27 protein-coding genes are annotated in these 24,542 nt (G+C 52.6%); 7 read left to right on the top strand and 20 right to left on the bottom strand.

Going from position 1 to position 24,542, the window contains the following annotated elements; all coding sequences use genetic code 11:
* The gene (gene trhO, locus L1I42_RS02320; protein ID WP_236112889.1) at nucleotides 1-1,023 is read right to left on the bottom strand and encodes an oxygen-dependent tRNA uridine(34) hydroxylase TrhO; all 1,023 of its coding nucleotides are present in this window, start codon (nucleotides 1,021-1,023) and stop codon (nucleotides 1-3) included.
* A 195-nt stretch (nucleotides 1,024-1,218) separates the two neighbouring features.
* Between trhO and L1I42_RS02315 the strand changes: the two genes are divergently transcribed.
* Complete coding sequence (locus tag L1I42_RS02315) at nucleotides 1,219-2,256, top strand: aldo/keto reductase (protein ID WP_236112888.1); 1,038 nt, start codon at nucleotides 1,219-1,221, stop codon at nucleotides 2,254-2,256.
* A gap of 34 nt (nucleotides 2,257-2,290) precedes the next feature.
* On the opposite strand, the gene L1I42_RS02310 is transcribed toward L1I42_RS02315, so the two are convergent.
* The 13 genes from L1I42_RS02310 to L1I42_RS02245 all read right to left on the bottom strand — a co-directional run bounded on the left by L1I42_RS02310 (nucleotide 2,291) and on the right by L1I42_RS02245 (nucleotide 14,878).
* Nucleotides 2,291-2,767 carry a GNAT family N-acetyltransferase gene (locus L1I42_RS02310; RefSeq protein WP_236112887.1) on the bottom strand — a complete coding sequence of 159 codons (477 nt, stop codon included), beginning with the start codon at nucleotides 2,765-2,767 and terminating at the stop codon, nucleotides 2,291-2,293.
* Nucleotides 2,767-4,290, bottom strand: a complete 1,524-nt coding sequence (locus L1I42_RS02305) for a fumarate hydratase (RefSeq protein ID WP_236112886.1) — start codon at nucleotides 4,288-4,290, stop codon at nucleotides 2,767-2,769. The genes L1I42_RS02310 and L1I42_RS02305 overlap by 1 nt, the downstream gene beginning before the upstream one ends.
* A gap of 95 nt (nucleotides 4,291-4,385) precedes the next feature.
* Nucleotides 4,386-5,549, bottom strand: a complete 1,164-nt coding sequence (locus L1I42_RS02300) for a hypothetical protein (protein WP_236112885.1) — start codon at nucleotides 5,547-5,549, stop codon at nucleotides 4,386-4,388.
* The gene (locus tag L1I42_RS02295) at nucleotides 5,542-6,732 is read right to left on the bottom strand and encodes a hypothetical protein (RefSeq protein WP_236112884.1); all 1,191 of its coding nucleotides are present in this window, start codon (nucleotides 6,730-6,732) and stop codon (nucleotides 5,542-5,544) included. Before L1I42_RS02295 ends, L1I42_RS02300 begins: the two co-directional genes overlap by 8 nt.
* A 1-nt stretch (nucleotide 6,733) precedes the next feature.
* Nucleotides 6,734-7,951 carry an O-antigen ligase family protein gene (locus L1I42_RS02290; RefSeq protein WP_236112883.1) on the bottom strand — a complete coding sequence of 406 codons (1,218 nt, stop codon included), beginning with the start codon at nucleotides 7,949-7,951 and terminating at the stop codon, nucleotides 6,734-6,736.
* 50 nt (nucleotides 7,952-8,001) lie between these two features.
* Entirely contained in the window at nucleotides 8,002-10,428 is a 2,427-nt protein-coding gene (gene pheT / locus L1I42_RS02285) for a phenylalanine--tRNA ligase subunit beta (RefSeq protein ID WP_236112882.1), read from the bottom strand.
* A gap of 5 nt (nucleotides 10,429-10,433) precedes the next feature.
* Nucleotides 10,434-11,444: an ASCH domain-containing protein gene (locus tag L1I42_RS16325; RefSeq protein ID WP_369413084.1), complete on the bottom strand. Its 1,011-nt coding sequence runs from the start codon at nucleotides 11,442-11,444 to the stop codon at nucleotides 10,434-10,436.
* A gap of 2 nt (nucleotides 11,445-11,446) precedes the next feature.
* Nucleotides 11,447-12,550, bottom strand: coding sequence for a phenylalanine--tRNA ligase subunit alpha (pheS, locus tag L1I42_RS02270; protein WP_236112881.1), 1,104 nt, complete (start codon nucleotides 12,548-12,550; stop codon nucleotides 11,447-11,449).
* A 147-nt stretch (nucleotides 12,551-12,697) separates the two neighbouring features.
* The gene (gene rplT, locus L1I42_RS02265) at nucleotides 12,698-13,099 is read right to left on the bottom strand and encodes a 50S ribosomal protein L20 (RefSeq protein WP_133573117.1); all 402 of its coding nucleotides are present in this window, start codon (nucleotides 13,097-13,099) and stop codon (nucleotides 12,698-12,700) included.
* A 24-nt stretch (nucleotides 13,100-13,123) separates the two neighbouring features.
* The gene (gene rpmI, locus L1I42_RS02260; protein WP_236112880.1) at nucleotides 13,124-13,321 is read right to left on the bottom strand and encodes a 50S ribosomal protein L35; all 198 of its coding nucleotides are present in this window, start codon (nucleotides 13,319-13,321) and stop codon (nucleotides 13,124-13,126) included.
* Between the two features lie 169 nt (nucleotides 13,322-13,490).
* Entirely contained in the window at nucleotides 13,491-13,826 is a 336-nt protein-coding gene (locus tag L1I42_RS02255; protein WP_236112879.1) for a VOC family protein, read from the bottom strand.
* A 7-nt stretch (nucleotides 13,827-13,833) separates the two neighbouring features.
* On the bottom strand, nucleotides 13,834-14,370 hold the full coding sequence (locus L1I42_RS02250) for a DUF4199 domain-containing protein (RefSeq protein ID WP_236112878.1): 537 nt from the start codon (nucleotides 14,368-14,370) through the stop codon (nucleotides 13,834-13,836).
* An 82-nt stretch (nucleotides 14,371-14,452) separates the two neighbouring features.
* The gene (locus L1I42_RS02245; RefSeq protein ID WP_236112877.1) at nucleotides 14,453-14,878 is read right to left on the bottom strand and encodes a response regulator transcription factor; all 426 of its coding nucleotides are present in this window, start codon (nucleotides 14,876-14,878) and stop codon (nucleotides 14,453-14,455) included.
* 148 nt (nucleotides 14,879-15,026) lie between these two features.
* Between L1I42_RS02245 and L1I42_RS02240 the strand changes: the two genes are divergently transcribed.
* The 3 genes from L1I42_RS02240 to L1I42_RS02230 are packed head-to-tail and all read left to right on the top strand — an operon-like array spanning nucleotide 15,027 to nucleotide 17,109.
* Nucleotides 15,027-15,980 carry a phage minor head protein gene (locus tag L1I42_RS02240; protein WP_236112876.1) on the top strand — a complete coding sequence of 318 codons (954 nt, stop codon included), beginning with the start codon at nucleotides 15,027-15,029 and terminating at the stop codon, nucleotides 15,978-15,980.
* Nucleotides 15,964-16,518 carry a ubiquitin family protein gene (locus L1I42_RS02235; RefSeq protein WP_236112875.1) on the top strand — a complete coding sequence of 185 codons (555 nt, stop codon included), beginning with the start codon at nucleotides 15,964-15,966 and terminating at the stop codon, nucleotides 16,516-16,518. Before L1I42_RS02240 ends, L1I42_RS02235 begins: the two co-directional genes overlap by 17 nt.
* On the top strand, nucleotides 16,519-17,109 hold the full coding sequence (locus tag L1I42_RS02230; protein WP_236112874.1) for a hypothetical protein: 591 nt from the start codon (nucleotides 16,519-16,521) through the stop codon (nucleotides 17,107-17,109).
* A gap of 40 nt (nucleotides 17,110-17,149) precedes the next feature.
* Here the strand turns inward: L1I42_RS02230 and infC are convergent, their stop codons facing one another.
* Entirely contained in the window at nucleotides 17,150-17,695 is a 546-nt protein-coding gene (gene infC, locus L1I42_RS02225; protein ID WP_236114150.1) for a translation initiation factor IF-3, read from the bottom strand.
* 140 nt (nucleotides 17,696-17,835) lie between these two features.
* Between infC and L1I42_RS02220 the strand changes: the two genes are divergently transcribed.
* Complete coding sequence (locus tag L1I42_RS02220; protein WP_236112873.1) at nucleotides 17,836-18,609, top strand: alpha/beta hydrolase; 774 nt, start codon at nucleotides 17,836-17,838, stop codon at nucleotides 18,607-18,609.
* On the opposite strand, the gene L1I42_RS02215 is transcribed toward L1I42_RS02220, so the two are convergent.
* From L1I42_RS02215 to L1I42_RS02205, 3 genes are read right to left on the bottom strand one after another with little or no spacing between them, the layout of a single operon-like run.
* Entirely contained in the window at nucleotides 18,584-19,438 is an 855-nt protein-coding gene (locus L1I42_RS02215) for an SDR family oxidoreductase (protein WP_236112872.1), read from the bottom strand. The genes L1I42_RS02220 and L1I42_RS02215 overlap by 26 nt on opposite strands.
* Nucleotides 19,435-20,568, bottom strand: coding sequence for a tRNA epoxyqueuosine(34) reductase QueG (queG, locus tag L1I42_RS02210; RefSeq protein ID WP_236112871.1), 1,134 nt, complete (start codon nucleotides 20,566-20,568; stop codon nucleotides 19,435-19,437). The genes L1I42_RS02215 and queG overlap by 4 nt, the downstream gene beginning before the upstream one ends.
* 2 nt (nucleotides 20,569-20,570) lie before the next feature.
* Nucleotides 20,571-21,248, bottom strand: a complete 678-nt coding sequence (locus L1I42_RS02205; RefSeq protein ID WP_236112870.1) for a glutathione S-transferase family protein — start codon at nucleotides 21,246-21,248, stop codon at nucleotides 20,571-20,573.
* Nucleotides 21,249-21,386: 138 nt separating this feature from the next.
* On the opposite strand from L1I42_RS02205, the gene L1I42_RS02200 reads away from it, so the two are divergent.
* The gene (locus L1I42_RS02200) at nucleotides 21,387-22,196 is read left to right on the top strand and encodes an undecaprenyl-diphosphate phosphatase (RefSeq protein WP_236112869.1); all 810 of its coding nucleotides are present in this window, start codon (nucleotides 21,387-21,389) and stop codon (nucleotides 22,194-22,196) included.
* 39 nt (nucleotides 22,197-22,235) lie between these two features.
* On the opposite strand, the gene L1I42_RS02195 is transcribed toward L1I42_RS02200, so the two are convergent.
* Complete coding sequence (locus L1I42_RS02195) at nucleotides 22,236-22,892, bottom strand: glutathione S-transferase family protein (RefSeq protein WP_236112868.1); 657 nt, start codon at nucleotides 22,890-22,892, stop codon at nucleotides 22,236-22,238.
* A 95-nt stretch (nucleotides 22,893-22,987) separates the two neighbouring features.
* Here L1I42_RS02195 and L1I42_RS02190 point away from each other — a divergent pair, with 95 nt between their 5' ends.
* A complete protein-coding gene (locus tag L1I42_RS02190; protein WP_236112867.1) occupies nucleotides 22,988-23,416 on the top strand; it encodes a MarR family winged helix-turn-helix transcriptional regulator in 429 nt (142 codons plus the stop codon).
* Nucleotides 23,417-23,418: 2 nt separating this feature from the next.
* Here the strand turns inward: L1I42_RS02190 and L1I42_RS02185 are convergent, their stop codons facing one another.
* A complete protein-coding gene (locus L1I42_RS02185; protein WP_236112866.1) occupies nucleotides 23,419-24,399 on the bottom strand; it encodes a complex I NDUFA9 subunit family protein in 981 nt (326 codons plus the stop codon).
* Nucleotides 24,400-24,542: the final 143 nt, after the last annotated feature.

The raw sequence follows: 24,542 nt of genomic DNA, 5'->3' as shown, positions 1-24,542 counted from the left end.
TTAGGCCTGTTTTTGCTTCTCTTCCATTTTGCGGTTCAACTCGCGCTGCTCTTTGCGCAATTGCTTCATGCGCTCTTTGTTTTTGCGGGCAAACTCTTCGGCCTCATCGCCAATGTGGGCCTGGCCCCGTTCAGCAGCCAAACGGATTTGCTTTTCCCGCTCGGCGGCCCGGGCACGACTGCGCTCTGAAATCTTGTCGGCACAATGGTGACATTGCTGGCCCTCGATGAATTTCGGATGCTGCTGATCTTCCTCGGTGAGCGGATAGCGGCAGGCGCGGCAAAGGGTCAAATTGCCTTCTTTGAGGCCATGACCGACCGAGACGCGTTCGTCGAACACAAAGCACTCACCGTCCCAAAGGCTTTTTTCTTCCGGCATTTCTTCCAGATATTTCAAAATACCGCCCTTGAGGTGATAGACCTCTTCGAATCCTTGAGAGTGCATATAGGATGACGCTTTCTCACAGCGGATGCCACCGGTACAGAACATAGCGACCTTCTTGTTCTTTTCCGGGTCAAGGTTTTTCGCCACATAATCCTTGAACTCGGTGAAGCTATCGGTTTTCGGATCAATCGCATTTTTAAAGGTGCCGATGGCCACTTCATAATCATTGCGGGTGTCGAGAACGACCATCTCTTCATCAGAAATAATGTCGTTCCAATCCTCAGGCGAAACATAGGTACCCACTTGCTTGCTGGGGTCAGCCTCGGGCGCGCGCAGGGTCACGATCTCTTTTTTCAGCTTCACCTTCATGCGCAAAAACGGCATGTCGCTCGCGTCAGAAAATTTGATCTCGCTGTTTTTGAACCGGCCCTTAAACTGGTTGCCGCGCTCGAGATAATCCACCAGCTCGTCAATAGCGGTTGGCGTGCCAGCCACTGTGCCGTTGATGCCTTCTTCGGCCAAAAGCAACGAGCCTTTGATGCCGCGTTCTTTGCAAAAATGGAGAATGGGTTCTTGCAGCTCTTTATAGTCTGGCAGAGACACAAATTTATAAAGCGCAACGACCTTATATTCGCTCATTTTCAGCTTCCTTGGATGATCCATCGCCTCATCAATTGAGGCTGCAAATTTCAATGGGGCGGTTTAGCAAAAAAGCGCCGCGCCGCCAAGCTTTGATCTTTGTAGCGCAAACGATTGCATATTGCCCTTGATCTATGTCATCCTATCCGTCCTGCCGACACTAAATTACAGCAATATCAACATCACGAGGTCCCTATGCCCTATAGCGCATCAGCTTCTCGCTATGACAAAATGGAATATCGCCGCTCCGGTCGTTCCGGACTAAAGCTTCCCGCCATCAGCCTTGGGCTTTGGCAAAATTTCGGCGGCACGCGCGACTATCCAAGCGCACTTGAGATTTTGGCCTATGCTTTTGACCAAGGCGTAACTCATTTCGATTTGGCCAACAATTATGGTCCGCCTCCCGGTTCTTCCGAAGAACTTTTTGGCCAAATAATGCAACATGACTTCAAACCCTACCGCGATGAGATGATCATTTCATCCAAAGCCGGCTATCTCATGTGGCCTGGCCCCTATGGTGAATTCGGGTCGCGCAAATATCTGATCGCCAGCTGCGACCAGAGCCTGAAGCGCTGCAATGTCGATTATTTCGATATTTTCTATTCGCACCGGTTTGACCCGGAGACCCCTTTGGAAGAAACCATGGGCGCGCTCGCTTCGCTTTATCACCAGGGCAAGGCGCTCTATGTCGGCGTTTCTTCTTATCCGCGCGAACAGACCATTGAAGCCCACCGCATTCTGAAAGAGATGGGTGTGCCACTCACTATTCACCAACCGTCCTATTCCATTCTCAATCGCTGGATTGAGGACGATGGCACATTGGATGCGCTGGGCGAACTGGGCGTGGGCTGCATTGCCTTCTCCCCGCTGGCCCAAGGCGTGTTGAGCGGCAAATATTCCAAAGGCAAAGGCGAAAACACCCGCGCCGCGGAGAAATCATCTTCCGTCGCCGCTTCGCATCTGGAAATGGGCGTGATTGACGCCGCGGATCGGTTGAACGAGATCGCGAAATCCCGCGGCCAAACTTTGGTGCAATTGGCCTTGGCCTGGGCCTTGCGGCGCAAAGAAATGACCTCGGCGCTGATCGGCGTGCGCACGCTGGAACAGCTCAAAGACAATCTGGGCGCGCTCGACAATCTCGAGCTAAGCGACGATGAAATCGCCGCAATCGACAAGGCTTCTGAAGGCGGGTTGATGAACCTGCATCCGCAACCGGAAGGTTGGTTGCGTTAAGGTATGATTGGGCGGCTTCTGGCCGCCCATATTTCTAGTCGATGATTTTCATCATCTCGCTGGTCTGGTCCCACCCAAGCGCTTCATAGAGCCGTTCGCCAGCGCGGGACGCGTGGAGCACCATGGTGGAAACGCCGCGCGCTTTAAACTCCTGCTCAGCGCAGCTCACCAGAAATTTGGCAAGGCCCTTCCCGCGATGGTTAGGGTCGACATAAACATTGGCAATATAGCCGCGATGCGCTTCTTCTTCATGGTGGAAGTGCGGCGCCCAGTCGATAATCCATTGGCCGATGCCTGCCACGGCCTCGCCTTCGCGTTCAATGATAAAGCCGAAATAGCGGCCATCGCCCAACCGCTCTTGCAGCCAGGGGCGGAAATAGGCGGTCATTTTTTCAAGGCTATCGCGGGTGCGCTTGCCCTCGTCTGAGAACATCAATTCGCGATGCGCGCAAACGATATCAAGATCGCTCTCGCGCACCGCGCGCAGCCGATAGCCTTTGGGCAGATCCATTATGCTGGCTCGGGCAGTTTGCCGATCTTTTTGCGCCAGATGGCCGGGGCTATTTTGTGCACGCTCTCCCCCGTGGAATCCACCGCGACCGTCACCGGCATATTCTCCACCTCAAACTCGTAAATGGCTTCCATGCCCAACTCTTCAAACGCGACAACGCGGGAAGAGCGAATGGCTTTGGAGATCAGATAGGCGGCACCGCCGGTGGCCATCAAATAGGCCGCCTTGTGCTTGGCAATGGCCTCCAAGCCAGCCGGACCGCGCTCGGCCTTGCCGATCATCGCCACAAGCCCGGTTTTGTCCAGCATCATTTCGGTGAACTTATCCATGCGGGTGGCCGTGGTCGGGCCAGCGGGACCAACCGCTTCGCCTTCAACGGGGTCGACAGGGCCCACATAATAGATGACGCGATTGGTGAAATCGACGCCCTCAGGCAGACCCTCACCACTTTCAAAAAGCCATTGAATCTTTTTGTGCGCGGCATCGCGACCAGTCAGAATTTTGCCATTCAGCAACAGGCGATCGCCCTGCTTCCAGGTGGCTACTTCTTCCGGTGTCAGCTTGTCCAAATCAACGCGCTTTGCGCCTGTCGATGGTTTCCAGCCAATATCTGGCCAGGCGCTGAGCGGCGGCGGTGTTAGGTTTGCAGGGCCGGTACCATCCAGTTCAAAATGTACGTGGCGGTTGGCGGCGCAGTTTGGTGCCAGGCCCACAGGCTTGGACGCCGCATGGGTGGGCATATCCAGCACTTTCACATCCACCACTGTGGTCAGGCCACCAAGGCCCTGCGCGCCGATGCCAAGGGCATTGACCTTTTCATAAAGCTCCAGCCGCAATTCTTCTGCCGTGGAGTTTGGGCCGCGCTCGATCAGCTCTTGAATGTCCACTGGGGCCATCAACGACTTTTTGGCCAGATACATCGCCTTTTCTGGCGTGCCACCAATGCCCAGGCCTAAAACGCCCGGCGGGCACCAGCCCGCGCCAAGGGTCGGCACGGTTTTAAGTACCCATTCCACAATATCGTCGCTGGGGTTCAACATGGCGAGCTTGGCTTTATTTTCAGAACCGCCGCCCTTCGCCGCAACTGTCACATCCACCTTGTCGCCTGCCACCATTTCATAATGGATGACAGCCGGCGTGTTGTCGCCTGAGTTTTTCCGGGTGCCTGCCGGGTCCATCAAAAGCGAGGCGCGCAGCAAATTGCTGTCGGTTTCGGCATAGGCCTGACGCACGCCCTGATTGACCATATCTTCAACCGACATGTCGCTATCCCAGCGCACATCCATGCCGATTTTAAGGAACACAACGGCGATGCCGGTGTCCTGGCAGATCGGACGATGTCCTTCCGCGCACATGCGCGAATTGGTCAAAATCTGCGCAATGGCATCTTTTGCCGCCGGGTTTTCTTCCTTCTCATATGCCTTGGCCACCGCCTCGACATAATCGAGCGGGTGGTAATAAGAGATAAACTGAAACGCGTCAGCAATCGACTGGATGAAGTCTTCTTTTTTAATGGCAGGCATATGTCCCTCGCGACAAAGGTTGGATGACTGAAAAGCTTTTCCCATGAGTTGGTCAATATTGCAACTAGACCAAGGGTTAAAAGGCTTTCTCGATACTAAAAGGTAATATCTCGCTTCTCATGGATTTCAGGATCGTATTCCATTGGTTTCGCCCGTTTGAGCTTCCAATTGGTGTTGATGCCCTTAAAGTGCCAAAAATGCACGCCCTCGACATAACGACGGCCCAATTGCGCCCGATTTTCAATCCAGTGCATATAGGGAAATACTTTTAGCTTTTTGAACCATTTCCGTTTCGGGTCGATTGCCCATTTTCCTGCATAGCAATGGCTTATCTTTTCATCCTTTGCGACGGTACAGAAATCGCGATGATCACCGGAATTACTCTCCGCAATCGGCTCCACCCAGATACCTTTCATGGCCAAAATGCCAAGACTGGACCTTTCGGCAAGTGCAAACACATCACCAGCGCCATTGCTGTTGGCAAGTTCGTCGACGTCAAGATTGAGGATTGCATTGGCCCTCATGCCAAAACGACGTAACACAATGGTCATCAACGCAATCTGTAAGAAGTGTGCCCAATAAGGATTTACTTTTAGGATCTCATCTTTGGCGCAATATGGATAGGGCATGGTGGCCACAAGGACCTTCTTTAATCCTTTCACGCTGCGCAAGGTGTCAATTAGGTCGTTCAACTCATATTGATCCGAACCATTGTCAAAAAACACGATGCTGGTGACGTTTTGGTGGCGCACATGGTAGTCCGCCCAGAACCTGATCCACTTCAAATCATTGTTTTTGGACAGGGTGAACATCAGATTTTCACGCTTAAAATGCTCACATCCATTGGGTTGCACGTCCATCACAAATACTTGGCCAGCAAATTCCATTTCAACTTGAACCGTGTCGGATGGCACATCTTTCAATTGAGAGGTCATTACCGAAAGCGAGAAGAAGTGCTTCACTTTCAGTATTTTACCAGATGGCAAGGCCCTATAAATCGCCTTCTTATAGTGCGCCCTCAGATTGGTTGGCGTGGGACCAACGCACAAAATATCGCGCTGCTCCTGATCCCAAAAACAATCGTAATAAAGCGTTGTGAAATCGAAGCTGTCGAGAAACTGCTGTGGCCGTGCGCGGTTGGGATGTTTCGGCAAACGCTTCACTGGACTGTCCTGATCAAGGCGTAGAGTGGAAAGTGCCAACTCTTCCTTCAATCCGCTTCTCAAGTTCCATAGATAACCTTTGGAAGATTTATTCATCATCCCGTCCAAATATCTCTTGCAACTTACTGGCCAAAAACTCGTCTTTCACGTGCTTGTTCGGATCATAAGGCTCCGCGATGTGGCGCTTATGCTGCCATTCTCGGCTGACATCAACATCATCCCTCACACGCCAACCCGACGTGATACCAGCAAAATGGTAGCAAACAAACTCCTGCGACGTTGGATAGGGGTTCACTACTCCGTCCACCCAATGGGTATTGGGCAGTGCAACCTTCGAGGTTCTCTTCACGCGCTTTGGTGAAAATGCCCATTTTTTGTAGCGGTCTTGACGACCCAGATTTTCTTTATTTCGAAAGACAAAGTCCAAGAAACTTGGAAACGCGACGTCACCATCAATCACATTTTCAACCAAAAAGCGTTCAAACTTTACGCATCCAAACAATCTTTTTTCGGTCACTTCAAAGATAGAACGGGAACGCTTGGACACAACCAGCTCGTCGATGTCTACATTTAGGATTGAACGCGCATGAAAGCCATACCGCAAGTACAATTCCAAGTGCATCACAGGCTGGGCAAACATAATGGAAAAATGTGTCTTTCTGGATTGGGCAACAGGATCTAGGGCACCAAAAACGAATTCCCAGTTGACGACATGAGCATTGGTCAGACCGTCTATGCTTGCCAGAAGTCTGCGAAGGTCAGCAGTTTCGTAGGTTTTTGAACCGTTATCAAAGATAACAATGCTGTCAGCCCCGTGCTCACGTGAATAAAATTTGGCCCAGTCAGCAATCCAGTCCAGATCATTGTCCTTATTGATTGCATATACGATACGAGAAGCATCCATCTTCTCGCTGTAGTTATCACCGACAGCGGCAGTTATCACTATTCCACCAAGAGAAATATCGACTTCAGTTTCGTCAGCGGGCATCGAGACATATCCGATTAGTGCAGCGCGACTCTTTACAAAACACATCTTTTTTTGGATTCGAGAACGTCTGCCAACAACGTGCATCTCTTGTATATGAGATGCGAGGCTCATCAGTTCTGGACCAATAAACCAAATACCTTTGCCATCAGCGGATCTAAACACGCTGTAAAAAATGCCACGCTGATCAAATTGAGACATAAATTGTTCGGATCGCTGGACATCGGGGAACATCGGCACACGCCGCAACTTGCAATTCTCAGGCAAAAAAACTGTGTTTTTGGCTTCGGCCATACTATTTTTTTCCCGTCACACCCTGATCGATTTGCATTTCAGCCTTGGTCAGGGATACTGCTTTTGCTCGGTTGGTGCAGCCCCACACCAACGCAAAGCTGAAGGCATAAAACATGGTTGGGTAATCAAAACCGATCACCATATCGGTGAGGCCAAGACCAAGGAACAAAACCGGCATCGACAACGCCCAGGCAAGTCGGACACGAAAATATGGGTGTGCATGTGGCGTTTGCCAGAACAGCAAGGGCGCAAGCAGCAGAAACAGATATAGCAATAAACCAATCATTCCGCCGGCTACGGCGAAATTGCCGAGGTCCGAGTGGAAATTAAAAAAGCCCGCACGCTCCGCGTAGGTATAAAGTTCATGACCCTCTGTCGCAGTGACAAAACTATGCCAACCGGTGCCGACAATGGGGTGTTCTGTGAGATGGGCGAATGCGACCTGCCACATTTCGAATCGTAAACGCGTCGAGCTGTCCATCCCCTCCCCATCCAAAACGGTTTGAATGCGGCTTAGCGCCTGTGACACCAAGTTATTGGGGTCAAGATAATAAGCAGCGCTACAGGCGAGGGCCAAGACGATGCTCAGGACAAGATAGGCTCGGGCCGACTTGAACGCTGAAGCGGGCAGCGTAAAAATTAATGGGACCATCACCATTAGGGGCGTGACCAACAGCGTGCCGCGAGACCCAGAATAGATCACTATCAGCATTGCTGCCGGGAATGAAAGGGCCGCAACGCCCCACCACCAGCGCAAGGGCTTGGCCATGAACAGTGGCAACAGTGAAAAGAAATAAAGCATCAACGCGACGCGAGCCACCAAGTTTGACCCACCGCCGACATAGGCTGTGGTGCGCGGCACCCCCAACTGATGATGCTGATAAAATGCCCAGCCCGCTCCTATGAGTAGCCCTAAAAAGGTTGCGCTAGACAGAAAAATCAGATGGCGTGGGGTAAGCCAGCGTCGGGCGAACGCGAATACGCCAATCGCCAGCACAAACGCAAAGGTGTTAAAGCCATAGATCAGATCGTGTGGGGTGCGGGCGGTTATTGCAAACAGCGCGAAGAAACCAAGACCGGAGGCCAACCACACCTGTTGAAAGCGGGGCAATGCGCGCCAAGTCTCGCGTTGCCAACCTAGGGCCAACAGCCAGATCAGCGCCATAATAAGCGCAGCGGCGCCGGCAGCGGAACCAAACAGGACGGGCAAAATCAACATGCCCGACGCCAAAATGATTGCGCTGAAGAACGCCGACGACTTTATCACCTTCATCCCCGCAATTCGGCTTTGGTAGCCTTTTGCACTGCGGCCACCACTTTTTGGCTGATGGTGTCGATTTCTTCATCAGTGAGCGTTTTGTCCTTGGGTTGAATGGTCACCTCAATCGCCAGAGATTTTTTACCTTCGCCCAGATTGCCGCCTTCAAACACGTCAAACAGATTCACATTGGTGATCAGTTTCTTGTCAGCAGAACCGGCCGCCTTGAGCAATTTGCCTGCCTCCACATTGCTGTCGGCGACAAAGGCGAAATCGCGTTTCACCGTTTGCAGGTCAGACAGGGTCAATGCGGGTTTGGCGCGGGTTGCTTTTTTGCGCGGCTCGGGGATGGCATCCAGATTCAGTTCAAAGGCAGCGATGGATTTTGGCAAATCCAGTTCCTTGATTAATTTAGGGTGCAGCTCACCGAACCAGCCAATGATGTTTTTCGGCCCCAATTGCACACGGCCGCCACGACCCGGATGCGCCCATTCGGCGGGCTCAGCAACAATTTGCAGATTGTTTGGATCGACGCCCAGTTGCGCCAATGTTTCAAACAGATCGGCCTTGGCTTCAAATACATCAGGCTTCTCGACCTTGCCTTGCCAATGGCGTCCCACTTGCGCGTGCGTGTCCAGTCCGGCCCGCACGCCAGCAGCATAATTATTTTGCCCGTCCGGATCGGCGGTTTTAAACACCTGGCCGACCTCAAACAAGGAAAGATCAGCAATGCCACGGTTGGTGTTGCGGTTCACGGCGGCCAACAAGCCCGGCAGCAAGGAGGGACGCATGTCACTCAAATCTGCGCTGATCGGATTTTCCAGCTTCAGCTCATCTTGGCCACCGCCGAAAGCGACAGCTTCTTTCTCCGAAATAAAGGACCACGTCACCGCTTCATTATAGCCACGGGCGGCCAAGGCACGCCGCGCGATGCGGCGACGGTTTTGGATGCTGGTGAGCATTTTGGGCGCAACACTGGTCAAGCGCGGCAATGGGTCCACTGGCACATTGTCTACGCCCACAATGCGCATGACTTCTTCCACCAGATCCGCTTTGCCTTCAATGTCTGGACGGTAGGAGGGCACTGCGACTTTCACCACATCGCCGGTGCCGGCCATCCAAAAGCCCAGACGTGTCAACACAGCTTTCACTTCAGCGAAAGGCACTTTGAGGCCGGTCAAACGGGTGATTTCGGCTAACGGGAAGTCAATCACTTTTTCTTCCGGCTGAACATCGCCAGTGACCGTGACTTCGTGCACGTCGCCGCCGCAAATCTCCAAAATCAGTTTTGTGGCCAGCTCAAGCCCCGGCAGGGTCAATTCAGGATCAACGTGCCGCTCGAGACGGTAGCGCGCATCAGAATTGATGCCGGTCTTGCGGCCGGTTTGGGCAATTTCGATTGGCTCCCACCACGCGCTTTCGAGGAACAGGCTGGTGGTTTCTTCGGTACAGCCGCTTTCCTCGCCGCCCATAATGCCGCCAATACAAAGGGGGCCATTATCGTCGGCCAAAATGCACATGGTTTCGTCCAGCGCATAGGTCTTGCCATCAAGGGCCAGAATTTCTTCGCCCTTCTTGGCGTTTCGGGCGTGGAACTGGCCATTGATCTTGTCCGCGTCATAAGCATGCAGCGGGCGACCACGATCGTAAGACACATAGTTGGTGATGTCGGCCAAGGCGTTAATCGGGCGTAGGCCGATGGCGATCAAGCGCTGTTGCAGCCATTCCGGCGATGGGCCGTTTTTCACATTTTTGAACAAACGCCCGGCAAATTGCTGACAGGCTTGCGGCTCACCTTCGCCAAAGCGGAACTCAACCGATATGTCACCTTTGCCGTCCAGTGTGGCGGGCACAGGCTTCACGGTGCCGTCCTTCAATTCGCCGATACCAGCAGCGGCCAAATCGCGCGCCACGCCGTAAATGCCCGTGCAATCGCCGCGGTTGGGAGTGATGGCGATGTCGATGACCACATCATCGAGCTTGGCATAATCCACATAACGTTCGCCAACAGGTGCATCTGCGGGCAAGTCGATAATGCCGTCATGATCGTCAGAGATCAGCAATTCACGTTCAGAGCACAACATGCCATTGCTTTCCTCACCGCGGATCACGCCTTTGGAAAGCACAAAATCTGTCCCCGGAATGTAGGTGCCGGAGGCCGCAAACACGCCCTTCATGCCGGTGCGGGCATTGGGCGCGCCGCACACCACCTTCACCGGTTCGCCTTTACCGGTATTGACCATGCACACCTTAAGCTTATCGGCGTTGGGGTGTTTTTCCGCTGAGATCACTTCGCAAACCGTAAAATCCGCAAGGGTTTTTGCCTGATCTTCAACCTCTTCCACCTCAAGGCCGATCTGGGTGAGGGTTTCAATGATCTCATCATTCGACGCCTTGGTCTCCAAATGATCTTTTAGCCAGTCAATTGTGAATTTCATCGGTTTTACTCTTTTGTCGTCGTTTGATCCGCCAACACATCAATCAGCTTGAAGCGTTCGCAAACAAGTTTCATTTCAGGCGCAAACCCGCCATTGCGGGTGAAATAATCTTTGTGGCCATCGTGCCAATTTTGATAGCTCAAATCGCCCTCGCCTTCAGCGCGGGCAAACACTTCGTCCACTTCGTCAAAGCGTTTCACTTCAACAGATGTGGTTTCAATGATGCACTGGGGCACCCCGTCCCAATTGGGCACGATATAGCGTTGCCCCACTTGCGGCAAAGGTTCAGCGCCGGATTCATAATCGGCCAGCGCACCACATGTTGCGGTCTTTTTACCCGCAACAATCAGGCCCACCAACTCGTTGCAGAGCGCCTCGCTATCGCCAAATTCGGAGATTTCGAGCCGACGCAAATGCTGCGGCAGGCTGGCAATTATGAAAAAGCGCTTCAGCATGTGCGCATAGCCGCGTGCATCATCAATCGCGTAATGGCTGTGCGGCTGAAAACCGATCCAGCTATCGGGCACCTGCCGTGTCGTCCAGTCTGCATGTCCATGGCCTGACAGGATGCCTGCCATCGTGTAAATATCCGCAGCTCCGCCGCTGAAGATCACTTGGCTATGTGTCGGGCCGGAGAAAACTCGCGACCTTGTATAAAGATCGAGATAATGATCGATAAAAATCCCGTCAAAGATCAGCGGGGCCGCGGCAAACACCTTTCGTCCCTCAAAGCTCTTCACCCAAGTGGCATAGTCCTTCATCACCTTTTCCGGTGATTGGGCATTTTCCGTCGCGGCCTTATAAGCTTCGGGCTCGGTCTTCCACCATTCCATGGTTTTTGGATCAGGTACCCGATCTTTGCGTCGCTCAAGTACCGCTTCAAACTCACCCAGAAACCGGCCACGGCGCGTCATTGCCACGCTGGCAAAGCTCAGCATGGAATTGCGCAACGGGCTCGGGCCATCGCTTTCAATGTCGGTCACGATATAGATTTCATCCATATCGCTGACGGGCATGGTCACGAAGACAATCCTCCAAACAGGGTCGGCAGATCCAGTGGGCGGAAGCCATAATGGTCGAGCCAGCGCTGGTCAGCGCCAAAGAAGTCGCGCAGGTCAGGCATGCCATATTTCAGCATGGCGATCCGGTCGATGCCCATGCCCCAGGCGAAGCCCTGATAAACATCGGGGTCGAGGCCACAATTGCGGATCACATTGGGGTGCACCATGCCGCAGCCCAGAATTTCCATCCAGTCGCTGCCTTCGCCAATCTTCACTTCATTGCCAGTGCGGTCGCACTGCACATCCACTTCCATGGACGGTTCCGTGAATGGGAAGAAGGAGGGGCGGAAACGGGTTTTGACGTGATCCACTTCGAAAAAGGCGGTCAAAAACTCTTCCAGCACCCAGCGCAACTGGCCGATATGAGATGATTTATCGATCACCAAACCTTCCAGCTGATGGAACATGGGCGTGTGGGTCTGGTCGCTATCGCAACGATAGGTGCGGCCGGGAATCACGATGCGGATCGGCGGCTCCTGGGTTTCCATGGTGCGGATTTGCACAGGTGATGTGTGCGTACGCAGCACCATCTTGCCCTGATTGCTGCCCTCGCCTTCTTTTTGCTTCATGAAGAAGGTGTCGTGCATTTCCCGGGCGGGGTGCCCCTCGGGGAAGTTCAGTGCTGTAAAATTGTAATAATCGCTTTCAATGTCCGGCCCTTCTGCAATAGCAAAGCCCATGTCGGAAAAGATCGCGGTGATTTCATCAATGGTCTGGCTGATCGGGTGGATGGAACCGCGCTGCATCGGTCCTTTTTGCAGCGGCAAGGTAATGTCGACTTTCTCTGAGGCCAATTTGGCGTTCAGCGCTGCATTTTCCAGCTCTTCAGACTTGGCGTCGATTTGTGCCGCGACTTCGGTTTTCAACCCATTGAGCGCGGGGCCAGCCACTTTGCGCTCCTCAGGGGTCATTTTGCCCAAGCCTTTTAGCTGTTCAGAAATGGAACCCTTTTTACCCAAAGCGCCCACGCGCACCGCGTCCAGCTCTTTCAGGTCAGCCGCCTTTTCCACCGCGGAGAGGATTTCAGATTTGAGCGCATCCAGCGCCTTGGTATCAACCATTTTTTCGGACCCCTTGTCCCGTTTATTCTTTTTACCCAGCAAAAGTTTTGCGCACCATACAAACGCAGAAAGCCTTGCACCAGCCCCAAAATGGAGGGTGGCGCAAGGCTTTAAATTCGGCCTCAGAAAAGATAAGGCGAGGAGTGTTTAGCTGGCAACCCGAGCGTGGGTTGTTGCGTCAACATCCTTAAGGTAACCGAGCGCGTTTTTGGCTGTTTCAACCAGCGCTTTGAAGCTTTCTGGCTCACGTACAGCCAGGTCAGCCAACACTTTACGGTCAACCGCAACCTCAGCTTTGCTGAGGCCGTCGATAAATCGACCATAAGTCAAGCCGTGTTCGCGCACCGCAGCGTTAATCCGCTGGATCCACAACGCACGGAAATTACGTTTTTTCGCCTTCCGGTCGCGATATGCATACTGACCCGCTTTTTCAACCGCCTGCTTAGCAACGCGGATGGTATTTTTGCGACGGCCATAATAACCTTTGGCTGATTTGAGCACTTTTTTATGACGGGCGTGGCTCGTTACGCCTCTTTTTACACGTGACATGGTGTGGTGTCCTTTAAGTCAGAATTAGGCGTATGGCAGGAATTTTTTGATCGTACGCGCATCTTGATCGCACATTGCGCTGGTGCCACGGTTTTGACGGATATATTTACCGTTGTGGCTGATCAAACGGTGGCGTTTGCCTGCTGCTGCGGCCATGACTTTGCCGGTGCCAGTCACTTTAAAGCGCTTTTTAGCGCCAGACTTTGTCTTAAGCTTGGGCATTTTGCTTTTCCTTCTTGTTGCCCCTTCCCCGGTAGAAAGCGGCGGGTTTTAAGCATTTTGGATCGACACGGCATACCCTTTTCAGGCCGGACGATCCGCTTGAACTCGTGGGTTATAAGAGCAAGGACAAGAAAATGCAAGCCCCTGCTGGCTTATCTTTCAATGGTTTTTAGTTGTCATGCTGGTCCACAAGAATGTTATTACCATCCGGGTCTTTGAACATGGCCATTTTCGGAAAATCCTGGCCACCCATTTGACGGGAATAATCGACGCCCATTTCATCCAGCTTTTGGTGGACCGGCGCAATGTCTTTGGGATTGAAGGTGATGATGTTTTGCTCAAACATGCCCTGAAACAGCCCGATCTTGGCTTCCCCATTTTGCATGATCAGCCAATTCTGCGCTTGATCGCCAGCGACAATGTCAAAGCCCAAATTTTGATAAAACTGTTTTGACACCTCAATGTCCTTCACATTCAGGCTGATCGAAAATCGTCCTAATTCCATATTGTCCTCACACGGCTTGCTTATTTTGTCTTGTTTTTGTCCAGAAATAGTGCCCCAGCCCCCCGAGCACGGAGACCACCAGGCCAATGACCCAGACGGTGGCGGCCATCACCAGAAACACCATGACCGGTTGGGCAAACATTTCGCGCTGCGCCATGGCGTCTTCTACCATGCGCTCATATTCCGGCCCTTCCTGCACCGGCAGGGTGCTGAGATAATATTGGAAATAGGCATCCATAAAGTCGGGATTGATCATGAAGGTGTAGATCACATCGCAAATGGCAAAGATGACGCCTGCAACAAAGGCGATGCCCATGCCAAATATAATGCGCTGCCAAAGGCTTTGCTTGTCGGCCCGCGCGTTAAATTGTTGATGCATTGCAAAAAGAATGATGGCGAGGGCGGCAATCATACCCACATAGCCCGCCATCTCGGCCATGCCCATATTTTCCGCCTGATTGCCCGCCACCACTATATATGACCCGAGCATAAAAAGCGTCATCACCGCGCCGACAATGACGCCCCATTTGATGATAGATTGCATAATGTCCCCCACCTGCATTTGATCGCTTTATCTTGACCGATCAAAGCGCACTTGTCCTCCCCCAAAAGGAGGATGCGGGTGTTTATTCAATCAAACCAAGGACGCGCGCTTCGCTGGCCGCCTCTGTGCGGTTGGCCACATCGAGCTTTGCAAAAATGTTCTTCACATGGGTTTTGATGGTGGATGGCGCCACCTTTAATTGCGCTGCGATCTGCTTGTTGGTGTAGCCATGCATCAGAAAAATCAACACATCGGTCTCGCGCTCTGTGAGACCAATTTCGGCGATGCGCTGCGCGTCGCGCACTGGGACCTCAGGATGCGTCGTGCCGAATTTGGGCCGCGCCCAAAGCCACACGCCAACGCCACCAAGCACCAGAAAGACCAAGGCAATCAAAGTCGGGTAAAGCGCACTGGGCCAAAAATAGGCGTAAGATGTGCGCCGCAAAAACTCCAGCAAGATCAGAAACAGCGCCAGCAAACTGCCATATCTGATTATTACGCCACTCATCACGCCAACCTCATTTGCTGCCGAAGCTTTTTGGCTTTGCCTCATCAATTATACACCCGATCTGCGATAGGAATAAATTCCTTTGCAATCTGCAAAGCTTTTGTTAACCTAGGGTTATATTTATAGCAAGTTTTTGAGAATTTTATTGATGCCCTCTCCATTTCTAGACCGCCATACTCCTGGCTATAAAAACGCGTTCAATGATTATTTGCGCTATGGCACGCCGATTGAGCGTAGCCTTAAGCCGAAAGCACAGCGCCAGACCGGCTTTTATATCTGGACGACGCGGCAGGATCAAAAAGTCCGCGCCTCACATGCAGCCAATCACGGCAAAATTTTTGCATGGGATAACCCGCCACCCACAGGCCATCCCGGCGAGGATTTTGGTTGCCGCTGCCGCGCGGTGCCCTATGTGCCCAGCAGTGCCGAACAGTTTGAGATTAAGTTGCATGATGTTTCTGACAATGGACGCGCCTGGAGCGACATTGATTATCTACTGCATTATTTCTATGGCAAAGGCCGAGCGATTAGACTGCGCAATACGGGCAATCTCGTCAAAGTGGTGCGGGAATATCGCAGAGAAGCCATTGATGACCCCGCAAGACTGCCTTGTCAAATTGCCAAAAAGGCGCGTGAAGTCATGATGTCAGAGCCCAACGGCGGTGTATTCACCGAGGAATTTTCCGCTTCTTACGACATGACAGATGTTGTATTTTCCCTGGGCTGGACCACAATAAAAGGGATGTTCCGTGGTAACTTTAAGAAGTTCGGTTCCCAACTATATATTGGTGGCACCATCGACTTTGAGTTGTGGGATGAATTTCGCGACCCGCTCAATATCGGTGCCTACCTCAGAGACAACAATATTGATCCACATTCTGATGAAATCATTATGCATGATGCATTGGAGAAGCTGCGGCACCGTTTGCGCCTTCATTTGCCCAAGATAGATGGCGATGTTTTGTGGCATCGTCTCAGACGGAAAGATTTGCGGGAAATCCCTCACAGCAAATACTATACAATTGCGGATAGCTGGGGCGCCACTGTTAAAGCCACTGTCTATGCCGACAAGGGAATAAGCGGCTATGACAGCAACGCATAATACCGCCACAGACTCATACGATAAGATTGGCTGCCTCGTTTTGAGCGGGCTATTTGCCGGTTTGCTCGGTCTGTTGCTGTTATATGCGAATATTGCCGGGCGCTTTTCTTGCGTTGAGATGCCCAATGGGTTGCTGATCGGGCAAGCAACCGTTTTTTCTAAAATGCACGGCAGGGGCGGCGCCGAACCAGATATTGCCCTGAAGTTTCCCGATGGGCGCATTTTACGGCGCGGGGATGGCAATATCAGATTTTATGATTCTGAATCGATTGGGGGCATTTATCCGAACGATAAGCAGCGGCGGAGCGATAATTTTGTGTATATCAAAGACGTTGGGGTGTTTATTGAATCTGAACAGCCTGAACAATTCCAATTTTATCGGGATAAAAAAATGGCAGAATTGGCGGGCATGTCCCCCACCAATTCTAATGGTCGAGCGAGTAGCGTGAACTCCAACTTGTTTCACATTTATCTAACGCTACAAAAAAACCGCAATACCCATCGCAAATGGTGTCCAACCGCATGGACTTTGCCTTGAGTGAACAAAGAGTTTATCATGCCCCTTGCCCATAGCGATCCACCAGGTTCCTATGATGCTATTGGTTGCCTGGTTTTATCCGTGCTGTTTATCGGTGTGTTTGTCGTGCTCTATCTTTTGGCGCATTTTGCGGCCCGCTTTGATTGCATTGAAATGCCCAATGGATTGCTGATCGGGCGGGCAACGGTTTTTTCAAAGATGCATGCCGGAGGTGGCTCCGACGCAGATATCGCACTCAAATTTCCGGATGGGCGCATTTTACGACGCGGCGATAGCAACGTCCATTTTTTCGATTCAGAGTCTATCGGCGGCAGCTATCCCGGCAATTATGGGCCGTCAGGCAATGCTTTTATTTATACCAAAAATGTCGGGCTATTTATTGAATCGGAGCAGCCCGAACAATACCAATATTACTGGGATAAAAAAAAGACAGAGCTTTCAGGCGTTACAGCCGAGAATTCAAATGGTCAAGCGAGTGGGATAGGGTCAAACCTCTTCTATGTCTATTTGCAATTTAATGGGAACCCCCACGAGCCTTCGCCCTACCGGCGCGACTGGTGTCCCACTGCCTGGTTTTTGCCGGAAAAATAAAGGCTCCCGAAGGAGCCTTTTGCATTCTTTATACAGGTCTTTATTTCGACGCTGTCGGCGCCAGGATCATGATCATCTGACGGCCTTCGGTTTTTGGCTTGGCTTCAACCTTTGAGATCTCCTCGACGCGCTCGCGCACTTGGTTCAAAAGCTGCAGGCCCAATTCTTGGTGCGCCATCTCCCGTCCACGGAAGCGCATGGTGACCTTAACCTTATCACCGCCTTCCAGGAACTTGACGATGTTGCGCATCTTGACCTCAAAGTCATGCGTATCCGTATTGGGACGCATCTTGATTTCTTTGACGTCGATAACCTTTTGCTTTTTGCGCGCTTCGGCCGCTTTTTTCTGCGCTTGGTATTTATATTTGCCCAAGTCCAGAATTTTGCATACGGGTGGTTTGGCGTTTGGTGAAACCTCAACAAGGTCCAAACCGGCATCCTGTGCCATTGTGAGCGCTTCGCGTGTGTTTACCACGCCGCGGTTATCCCCTTCAGCATCGATCAGCTGAACTTCTGGCACATTGATGTCATTATTTGCGCGGGGGCCGCCTTTTTGGGGTTGTACAGGTCTTTGTGGACGACGAATGGTGTCAATTCCTTCTTTTGACAAAAGATATTAGGTTGCGTGGCATAAAATCTGGTCAAATGCGCTCAAAGTCAACACCTTGACCAAAAGATTCGCTACGAAACGACAAAATAGTGCGCCCGGTTCCAAAAGAAAAGCAAATGCAGCAGCCAACCCACTGGATTGACCATCAAAATCACCGCTCCAAACACCAACTCGCCGCTATCCACAAGCCAAGGGGTGGGCCGGGCCTGTTCTGGTTGGGCGGGTTTATGTCCAACATGTGCGGTGGCAAGGCTGAAGCGGTGGAGGCGTTGGGGCAGGAAATGGGTCTTGCCACCACCCGATTTGATTATGCTGCACATGGCCAGTCGAGTGGGGACTTTCGCGACCAAACCATTTCCGGTTGGCTTTCTGATGCCATCGCCGTTTATGAACGCTTTGCGCATGGGCCGCAGATTCTCATCGGCTCCTCCATGGGCGCGTGGCTTGCGCTGTTGCTCAATAGATATCTGCTTGAACAGGGGCACCCGCCTGCCAAAGCGCTGGTGCTGATTGCGCCGGGGGTGGATTTTACCAAGCGTTTGCTGCCACAGCGCTTTGCGCCGGACGAACTGGCGAAGTTAGCGAGTGAAGGCGAACTTTTGCGCGAAAGCCGCTATGGCGACGGGCCCTATATCTACACCAAAGATCTGGTGGAAGATGGCAACGCCCATGCGCTGCTGGATACACCGCTAAAAACCGGCGCGCCGGTGCACATCATCCATGGCGGGCAGGACCCGGATGTGCCCCTCGCCCACGCACAGGAGACCTATCGGCATTTTTTGCATGATGAGGCACGGTTCACGCTGGTGCCCGATGGCGACCATCGCTTAAGCCGCCCGCAGGACCTTGCCTTGATGCAAAAGATTATCCGCTCATTTGCGTCAGAATAGCTTCCAGCCCCTCGCGATAGGTCGGGAATTTCAGCGTGATGCCCAAATCCTTTGACAGGCGCGCATTGCCGCAGCGTTTATTGTCGCCATAAAAAGAGCGCGCCATGGGCGTCATTTCAGCGGTTTCAAACGGCTCTTCTGGCGGCAGCGGCATATTGGCCAGCTTTGCGGCATATTCAATCACGGTTTGCGGCGGTGCCGGCTCATGATCCGCGCCGTTAAACACGCCAGTGGCTTGCTGACGCGCCGCGGCGTTGACGATCTGGGCAATGTCCACCACGTGGATGCGGTTAAACACCTGGCCGGGCTTGATGATCCGGCGGGATTTGCCCTTACGCAATTTATCAAAAGTGGAGCGACCCGGTCCGTAGATGCCTGCCAGTCGGAAAATGGCAAAATCCACTTTGGCATTGCGGCACGCCGCCGCCCAGGCGTTTTCCGCAGCAACCCGCCATTGACCACGTTTTGAAACCGGGTCAGGCGGCGTCTTTTCCGATATCCACGCACCATCAAAATTGCCATAAACGCCAACGGTGGAGAGATAGCCTACCCACTGCAAATTGGGGCAGGTCTTCTTCAACTCACCCAGCGCGGGCAACACTGGATCGCCAGCTTCGGACGGACTGGCGGATATCACCAGATGGGTGGTGTCCTTGAGTTGGAGCGCCACCGCGTCAGTCATGGTGCCGTCAAACAGTTCCACTTTGAAGCCTTTGGATTTCAACGCGTTGCGTTTGTCCGCCGATCGCGTGGTGCCGACCACATCGCCCGCAAAGCTCTTGGCGATATATTGCCCGGAATAGCCTAAGCCAAAAATTAACATCTTCATTTTGCGGTCCGGTCCCATTCTGCGCGTACACGTTCGTCTTGCTCTGCGGCATAATGCGCTTGGCGCAGTTGGTCAAATGCCGCCTGATCACAATGTTGATCCATGGCCCACACGGCCGCCGACCGTACCAGCGCACTGTCATCGGTCAAATGCGGTTCGATTGCCGCCCTAATTTCAGGCTTGTTTGGGGCATTGCCCAAAGCAATCAGCACGTTGCGGATAAAGGCATTGCGCCCCAACCGCTTGATCGGCGAGCCTTTAAAAAAGGCGCGGAACGCCGCGTCGTCGAACGTGGCAAGGTCCACCAGGTCAGGTGAGCGCAATTCCTCCCGACTGCGCAATTTTTCATCCCGCGCGACGGAGGCGAATTTGTTCCAGGGGCAGACGGCGAGGCAATCATCGCAGCCATAAATGCGGTTGCCGATGGGTTTGCGGAATTCCACCGGAATCACGCCCTTATATTCATTGGTGAGATAGGCAATGCAGCGCCGCGCATCCAATTGATAGGGCGCGGGGAACGCATTGGTGGGGCAGATATCGAGGCAACGGCGGCAATTGCCGCACCGGTCTTTGCCGGGAGCATCCGGCACAAAGGCATAATCTGTCAGAATCGTGCCCAAAAACAGCCAGCAGCCATGATCGCGGCTCACCAGCACGGTGTGCTTGCCCTGCCAGCCAATGCCCGCCTGCTCTCCCAAAGGCTTTTCCATCAGCGGCGCGGTATCGACAAACACTTTGACCTCGCAATTGCCCTGGCGCGCCAACAGGCCTGCAATTTCTTTCAGCTTGCCTTTGATGATGTCGTGATAATCGCGATGGCGGGCATAAACGGAGATCAGCCCGTTTTCCGTGTCGTCCAATTGTTCGAGCGGGTTTTGGTCCGGGCCATAATTATAGCCCAGCACAATCGCCGATTTGGCCTCAGGCCACATATGTTGCGGTGTCGCGCGGCGGTCGATGGTGTCCTTCAGCCAGTGCATATCGCCATGAAAATCTTGTGCCAGCGCTTCTTGCAAACGCTCAGGCGCTTCCGGATGGCCAGACGCATCGCCAATGCCGAAGGCCACAAAGCCGAGATCGCGGGCGCGGCTTTCAATTTTCTGGCGCAGTTTTTCCGGCGACAGGGTCACGGCTAAAAATCTAGATCCGCATAGGTTTTGGAAGCGGGCATGCCCAACACGCGATCATTCAGCAGCGTGCGGAAGGCCGGGCGCGATTTCAGGCGTTGGTACCATTCTTTGACTTCAGGCACATCGTCCCACGGCATTTCGGAGAGATAATCAAGGCTGGAGATTTGCGCAGCCAAGGCAAAATCCGCCATGGTCAGCTCTTCCCCCGCCAGCCATTTGCGGGCAGACAGGAGATAATCAAAATAGGCCAGATGCTCGGTGCGGTTGAGGCGCGCCACGCGCAACACATTGGTGTCCGGCGTTTGGCCCTTCATATCATTCTTGATGAATTTTTCTTCCAAAATATAACGGGAGACATCATCGGAAAATTTGAACAGGGCCCAATCCAGCAGACGGCGGGTTTCGGCACGGTCGACAATATTATGTGGCAGCAATGGCAAAGCGGTTTCGGTGTTTTCTTCAATAAACATCATCACCGCGGAGATGCCGACAATGGCCAGTTTGCCCTCGGCCTGCAGCACCGGGGTTTCCGCTGCCGGGTTGATGGCCAGGAACTCTTCTTCGCGCCGCCAGGGTTTGACGTCTTTCAACTCCACATCAAAGCCATATTCCGCGCACATTAAGCGAATGAGCCTTGAATAAGGATCCAGAACATAATGCAGCAATGTTGGTGCAGACACAAACAAACCTCTTTAGTTTCGCACGCGGCCAAGAATGCGCCAATTTTATGCGATTGGCCAATGAATTGAAATGCGTTAAGGCAAGATAAGGACAACACGCTTAATTTGTCCCCCAAAGCATCGCATTTAGGAGTTTTCATGAACCCGGATCAAGGCATTTTTGTGCCCCTTATTTTGGGCATTGTTGAAGGTTTGACCGAATTTTTGCCCGTTTCCTCCACCGCGCACATCCTGTTGCTGGGCGAATGGCTGGGTTTCACCAATCCGGGCCGCACGTTTGAGGTGCTGATTCAGTTGGGGGCCATTCTGGCGATTGTCACGATTTATTTCACGCGGCTGCTGCAATTGGTGCGTGATTTCTTCAAGGGCGAAAAATATGCGCTGCGATTCGCGGCCGGGGTCTTGCTGGCGTCGGTGCCTGCTGCTTTGGCCGGGGTGCTGCTGCACGGCTATATCAAATCGGTGCTCTACAACGCGCCACTGATTATCTGCATCATGCTGATCACGGGGGGCATCATTCTGATCATTGTCGACCGGCTGAAGCTGGAGCCGAAATATGATGATATTTATCACTATCCGCTTAAGCTGTGCTTTGGCATTGGCATCTTCCAGATGCTGGCATTGGTGCCCGGCGTGTCGCGTTCAGGCGCCACCATTGTGGGCTCCATGCTGATGGGCACAGATAAGCGCTCCGCCGCCGAGTTCACCTTTTTCATCGCCCTGCCGATTATGACCGGGGCGTTTGGCTATGATCTTTATAAAAATATTGACGTGATCACCTTTGATGCGGGGATTGCAATTGCCGTTGGTTTTGCTGCCGCCTTCGTGGTGGGCGCATTGGTTGTGCGCTATCTGCTGGACTTTGTCTCGCGATTCGGCTTTTCCATTTTTGGCTGGTGGCGGATTATTGCCGGCATTCTCGGCCTCATTTTTGTGGTGCAATTCTAATAAGAGGCGGCGCTGCCGCCTCTTATTTTGCGTACAATATCAGTGAATTTTGCTGGCGAGAAAGCTGTCGCGCTTTTTTAAAAAGGCCAGCAATTGCTGATCATATTCCGGCGCCACGGCATTGATCACCGAAGGCCGCGCAGCCAGCGCCCTGCGCCATGCCGCCACTTTGGGGACATCGACAAAAAAGCCAAAATCTTCGACCTCTTCAAACACATCGAAATAGCGAAAAATCGGGCCGAAGGTGGCATCGACGACGCTGAACTTTTCACCCGCAAAAAACGGGCCCTCGCCGACCACTTTTTCCAGCCAAGCAAACTTATCCTTGATTTTATCGATCTGCTGATTAAAGCCCGCTTTGTCCTTGGCGCTATAAAGCCCGGCAATATCATTGAGGATTGAGGAGCCAAATTCTACCCAAGCCCGATGCTGCGCCCGCTCTAAAGGGTCAGCCGGATGAAGCGGGTTTTGTTGTGTATCCTCTAGATATTCAACGATCACCGCCGATTCAAAAATTGCCGCATCGTCGGCCAGCAGGAGAGGTGTTTTGCCCAGTGGCGACTTTTGCAAGAACCAATCGGGCTTATTGCCGAGGTCGATATATTCCTTTTCAAATGACACTTGTTTTTCGCTCAATGTGATCATGGCCCGCTGCACGTAGGGACACAAATAGTGACTGACCAGTTTCAAAGACATGGCTGTTCCTTTCAATTTATATGCAAATGCATGTAAATTGGTTTTTCGACGGAAGTCAATATTGATGCAATTGCATATATCTGGTAGAAACTCGCATGAGCATTGATCTTGAAACCACAAAAGCGTGGCAAAGCCTACATATTACAAGTCGCACCTTGATTGAGCAGGTGGAGGCCGCCTTCAAAAAGGCTGATCTGCCAAGCTTAAGCTGGTATGACGCCTTATGGGAAATTGAAAAGGCAGGCGATGGCGGCATTCGCCCTAACGCCCTGATCCCGCAATTGCTGCTGCCGCAATATCAGACGTCGCGGCTGTTGGACCGTTTGGTGAATGCCAGGCTGATTGATCGGGTGGTGTGCGATGAAGACCGACGAGGATGTCGTGCGGTGATCACCCAAAAGGGTAAAGAGATGCGGGCGCGGATGTGGACCATCTATGCGCAATGTCTTGATGATTTGGTGCAAAAAAAATTGGGCAAGGATGAACGCGCCACCCTTGCCCGATTGCTCAATAAATTGAGGTAACCCTAGTCGCGCTTCAAAGGTTCAGTGCGACGGTCGAACTGACCATGCTTCATAAAGCGCCATACATAGGTGGGCATAATCGCGTCCATGGTTTTGGGCTCAATGCCAAATGCCTTAATGGTGCGCTTTTGCTTTTTCGCCTCTTCGCTCACCACATTGTCGTGCTGCAGCAATTTCACCTGATCCACAGTCAGCATCGGGTTCGGTAAAATTTGCATCACCCAGCCAATGGCTTTGGCGATCGGGGTTGGAATTGGCAGCAGCACATTTTTGCGCTCGATTTCGCGCAACAGGCGTTGCAACAATTCCTTCATGGTTTCCACTTTCGGGCCACCAATCTCATAAATCTTGCCGCCCTTTACGCCGCCTTCTGCCGCCACATCAAACGCGTCTGCCACATCGCCAACATAGATCGGCTGCATTTTCGTATCACCGCCCACAAGCGGCAGCACCGGTGACAAGCGCGCCAATGCGCCAAACATGTTAAAGAATCCGTCCTCAGCGCCAAAGATGATTGAGGGGCGAATAATCACGGCTTCTGGGAAGGCTTTGAACACTTCCTGCTCGCCCATCGCCTTTGAGCGGGCATAGGCGCTCTCGCTTTCGGTATCTGCGCCTAGTGCTGACATATGCACGAGCTGCTCGGCACCAGCCGCTGCGGCGGCTTCCGCCACATGTTTTGCCCCCTCAGCTTGAACCGCATGAAAACGCTGCTTGCCGCTTTCAAACAGAATGCCGGTGAGGTTGATCACAATATCGGCCCCGGCCACAGCCCGCTCCACTGATGGCTTGTCGCGCACATTGGCCTGGATCGGATGGATTTGACCGACCGCACCCAAAGGCCGTACATCGCCTGCCAAATCCGGTCGCCGCACCGCCACGCGAATCCGATAGCCTTTTTTGGCCAGATGCTGAACCAGTTGCCGCCCAACAAATCCTGACCCGCCGAAAATGGTGACCAATTTTGGTGCGTTTGTGCCCATCTTTTCAAAACCTCGGTGCTGGCGCCCTTTTTGCGGGGCGCAATAACGATCTTGGCCCCTTCATTAACCTGCACATCGCCGATTGTCGAGACCGAATGACGCCCGCTTTCAAAGGAAAAATCAGATAAGCGCAACAAGGCAAT

This window comes from Maritalea mediterranea, assembly GCF_021568695.1.
Taxonomy (GTDB): Bacteria; Pseudomonadota; Alphaproteobacteria; order Rhizobiales; family Devosiaceae; genus Maritalea; species Maritalea mediterranea.
Note: the sequence above shows the minus strand (reverse complement) of the source record. Positions and strands in the feature narration are given on the sequence as shown.

Excerpts from the sequence above, each read along its gene's own strand:
- L1I42_RS02250 (WP_236112878.1), bottom strand. The coding sequence starts at position 14,370 with ATGCAATCTATCATCAAATGGGGCGTCATTGTCGGCGCGGTGATGACG.
- L1I42_RS02235 (WP_236112875.1), top strand. The coding sequence starts at position 15,964 with ATGACAGCAACGCATAATACCGCCACAGACTCATACGATAAGATTGGC.
- L1I42_RS02300 (WP_236112885.1), bottom strand. The coding sequence starts at position 5,549 with ATGAATAAATCTTCCAAAGGTTATCTATGGAACTTGAGAAGCGGATTG.
- pheS (WP_236112881.1), bottom strand. The coding sequence starts at position 12,550 with ATGGTTGATACCAAGGCGCTGGATGCGCTCAAATCTGAAATCCTCTCC.
- L1I42_RS02215 (WP_236112872.1), bottom strand. The coding sequence starts at position 19,438 with ATGAAGATGTTAATTTTTGGCTTAGGCTATTCCGGGCAATATATCGCC.
- L1I42_RS02315 (WP_236112888.1), top strand. The coding sequence starts at position 1,219 with ATGCCCTATAGCGCATCAGCTTCTCGCTATGACAAAATGGAATATCGC.
- pheT (WP_236112882.1), bottom strand. The coding sequence starts at position 10,428 with ATGAAATTCACAATTGACTGGCTAAAAGATCATTTGGAGACCAAGGCG.
- rpmI (WP_236112880.1), bottom strand. The coding sequence starts at position 13,321 with ATGCCCAAGCTTAAGACAAAGTCTGGCGCTAAAAAGCGCTTTAAAGTG.
- trhO (WP_236112889.1), bottom strand. The coding sequence starts at position 1,023 with ATGAGCGAATATAAGGTCGTTGCGCTTTATAAATTTGTGTCTCTGCCA.
- L1I42_RS02220 (WP_236112873.1), top strand. The coding sequence starts at position 17,836 with ATGCAGCAGCCAACCCACTGGATTGACCATCAAAATCACCGCTCCAAA.
- L1I42_RS02310 (WP_236112887.1), bottom strand. The coding sequence starts at position 2,767 with ATGGATCTGCCCAAAGGCTATCGGCTGCGCGCGGTGCGCGAGAGCGAT.
- L1I42_RS02295 (WP_236112884.1), bottom strand. The coding sequence starts at position 6,732 with ATGGCCGAAGCCAAAAACACAGTTTTTTTGCCTGAGAATTGCAAGTTG.
- L1I42_RS02245 (WP_236112877.1), bottom strand. The coding sequence starts at position 14,878 with ATGAGTGGCGTAATAATCAGATATGGCAGTTTGCTGGCGCTGTTTCTG.
- L1I42_RS02290 (WP_236112883.1), bottom strand. The coding sequence starts at position 7,951 with ATGTTGATTTTGCCCGTCCTGTTTGGTTCCGCTGCCGGCGCCGCTGCG.
- L1I42_RS02195 (WP_236112868.1), bottom strand. The coding sequence starts at position 22,892 with ATGTCTTTGAAACTGGTCAGTCACTATTTGTGTCCCTACGTGCAGCGG.
- L1I42_RS02305 (WP_236112886.1), bottom strand. The coding sequence starts at position 4,290 with ATGCCTGCCATTAAAAAAGAAGACTTCATCCAGTCGATTGCTGACGCG.
- L1I42_RS02185 (WP_236112866.1), bottom strand. The coding sequence starts at position 24,399 with ATGGGCACAAACGCACCAAAATTGGTCACCATTTTCGGCGGGTCAGGA.
- L1I42_RS02190 (WP_236112867.1), top strand. The coding sequence starts at position 22,988 with ATGAGCATTGATCTTGAAACCACAAAAGCGTGGCAAAGCCTACATATT.
- rplT (WP_133573117.1), bottom strand. The coding sequence starts at position 13,099 with ATGTCACGTGTAAAAAGAGGCGTAACGAGCCACGCCCGTCATAAAAAA.
- L1I42_RS02200 (WP_236112869.1), top strand. The coding sequence starts at position 21,387 with ATGAACCCGGATCAAGGCATTTTTGTGCCCCTTATTTTGGGCATTGTT.
- L1I42_RS16325 (WP_369413084.1), bottom strand. The coding sequence starts at position 11,444 with ATGCCCGTCAGCGATATGGATGAAATCTATATCGTGACCGACATTGAA.
- L1I42_RS02240 (WP_236112876.1), top strand. The coding sequence starts at position 15,027 with ATGCCCTCTCCATTTCTAGACCGCCATACTCCTGGCTATAAAAACGCG.
- L1I42_RS02255 (WP_236112879.1), bottom strand. The coding sequence starts at position 13,826 with ATGGAATTAGGACGATTTTCGATCAGCCTGAATGTGAAGGACATTGAG.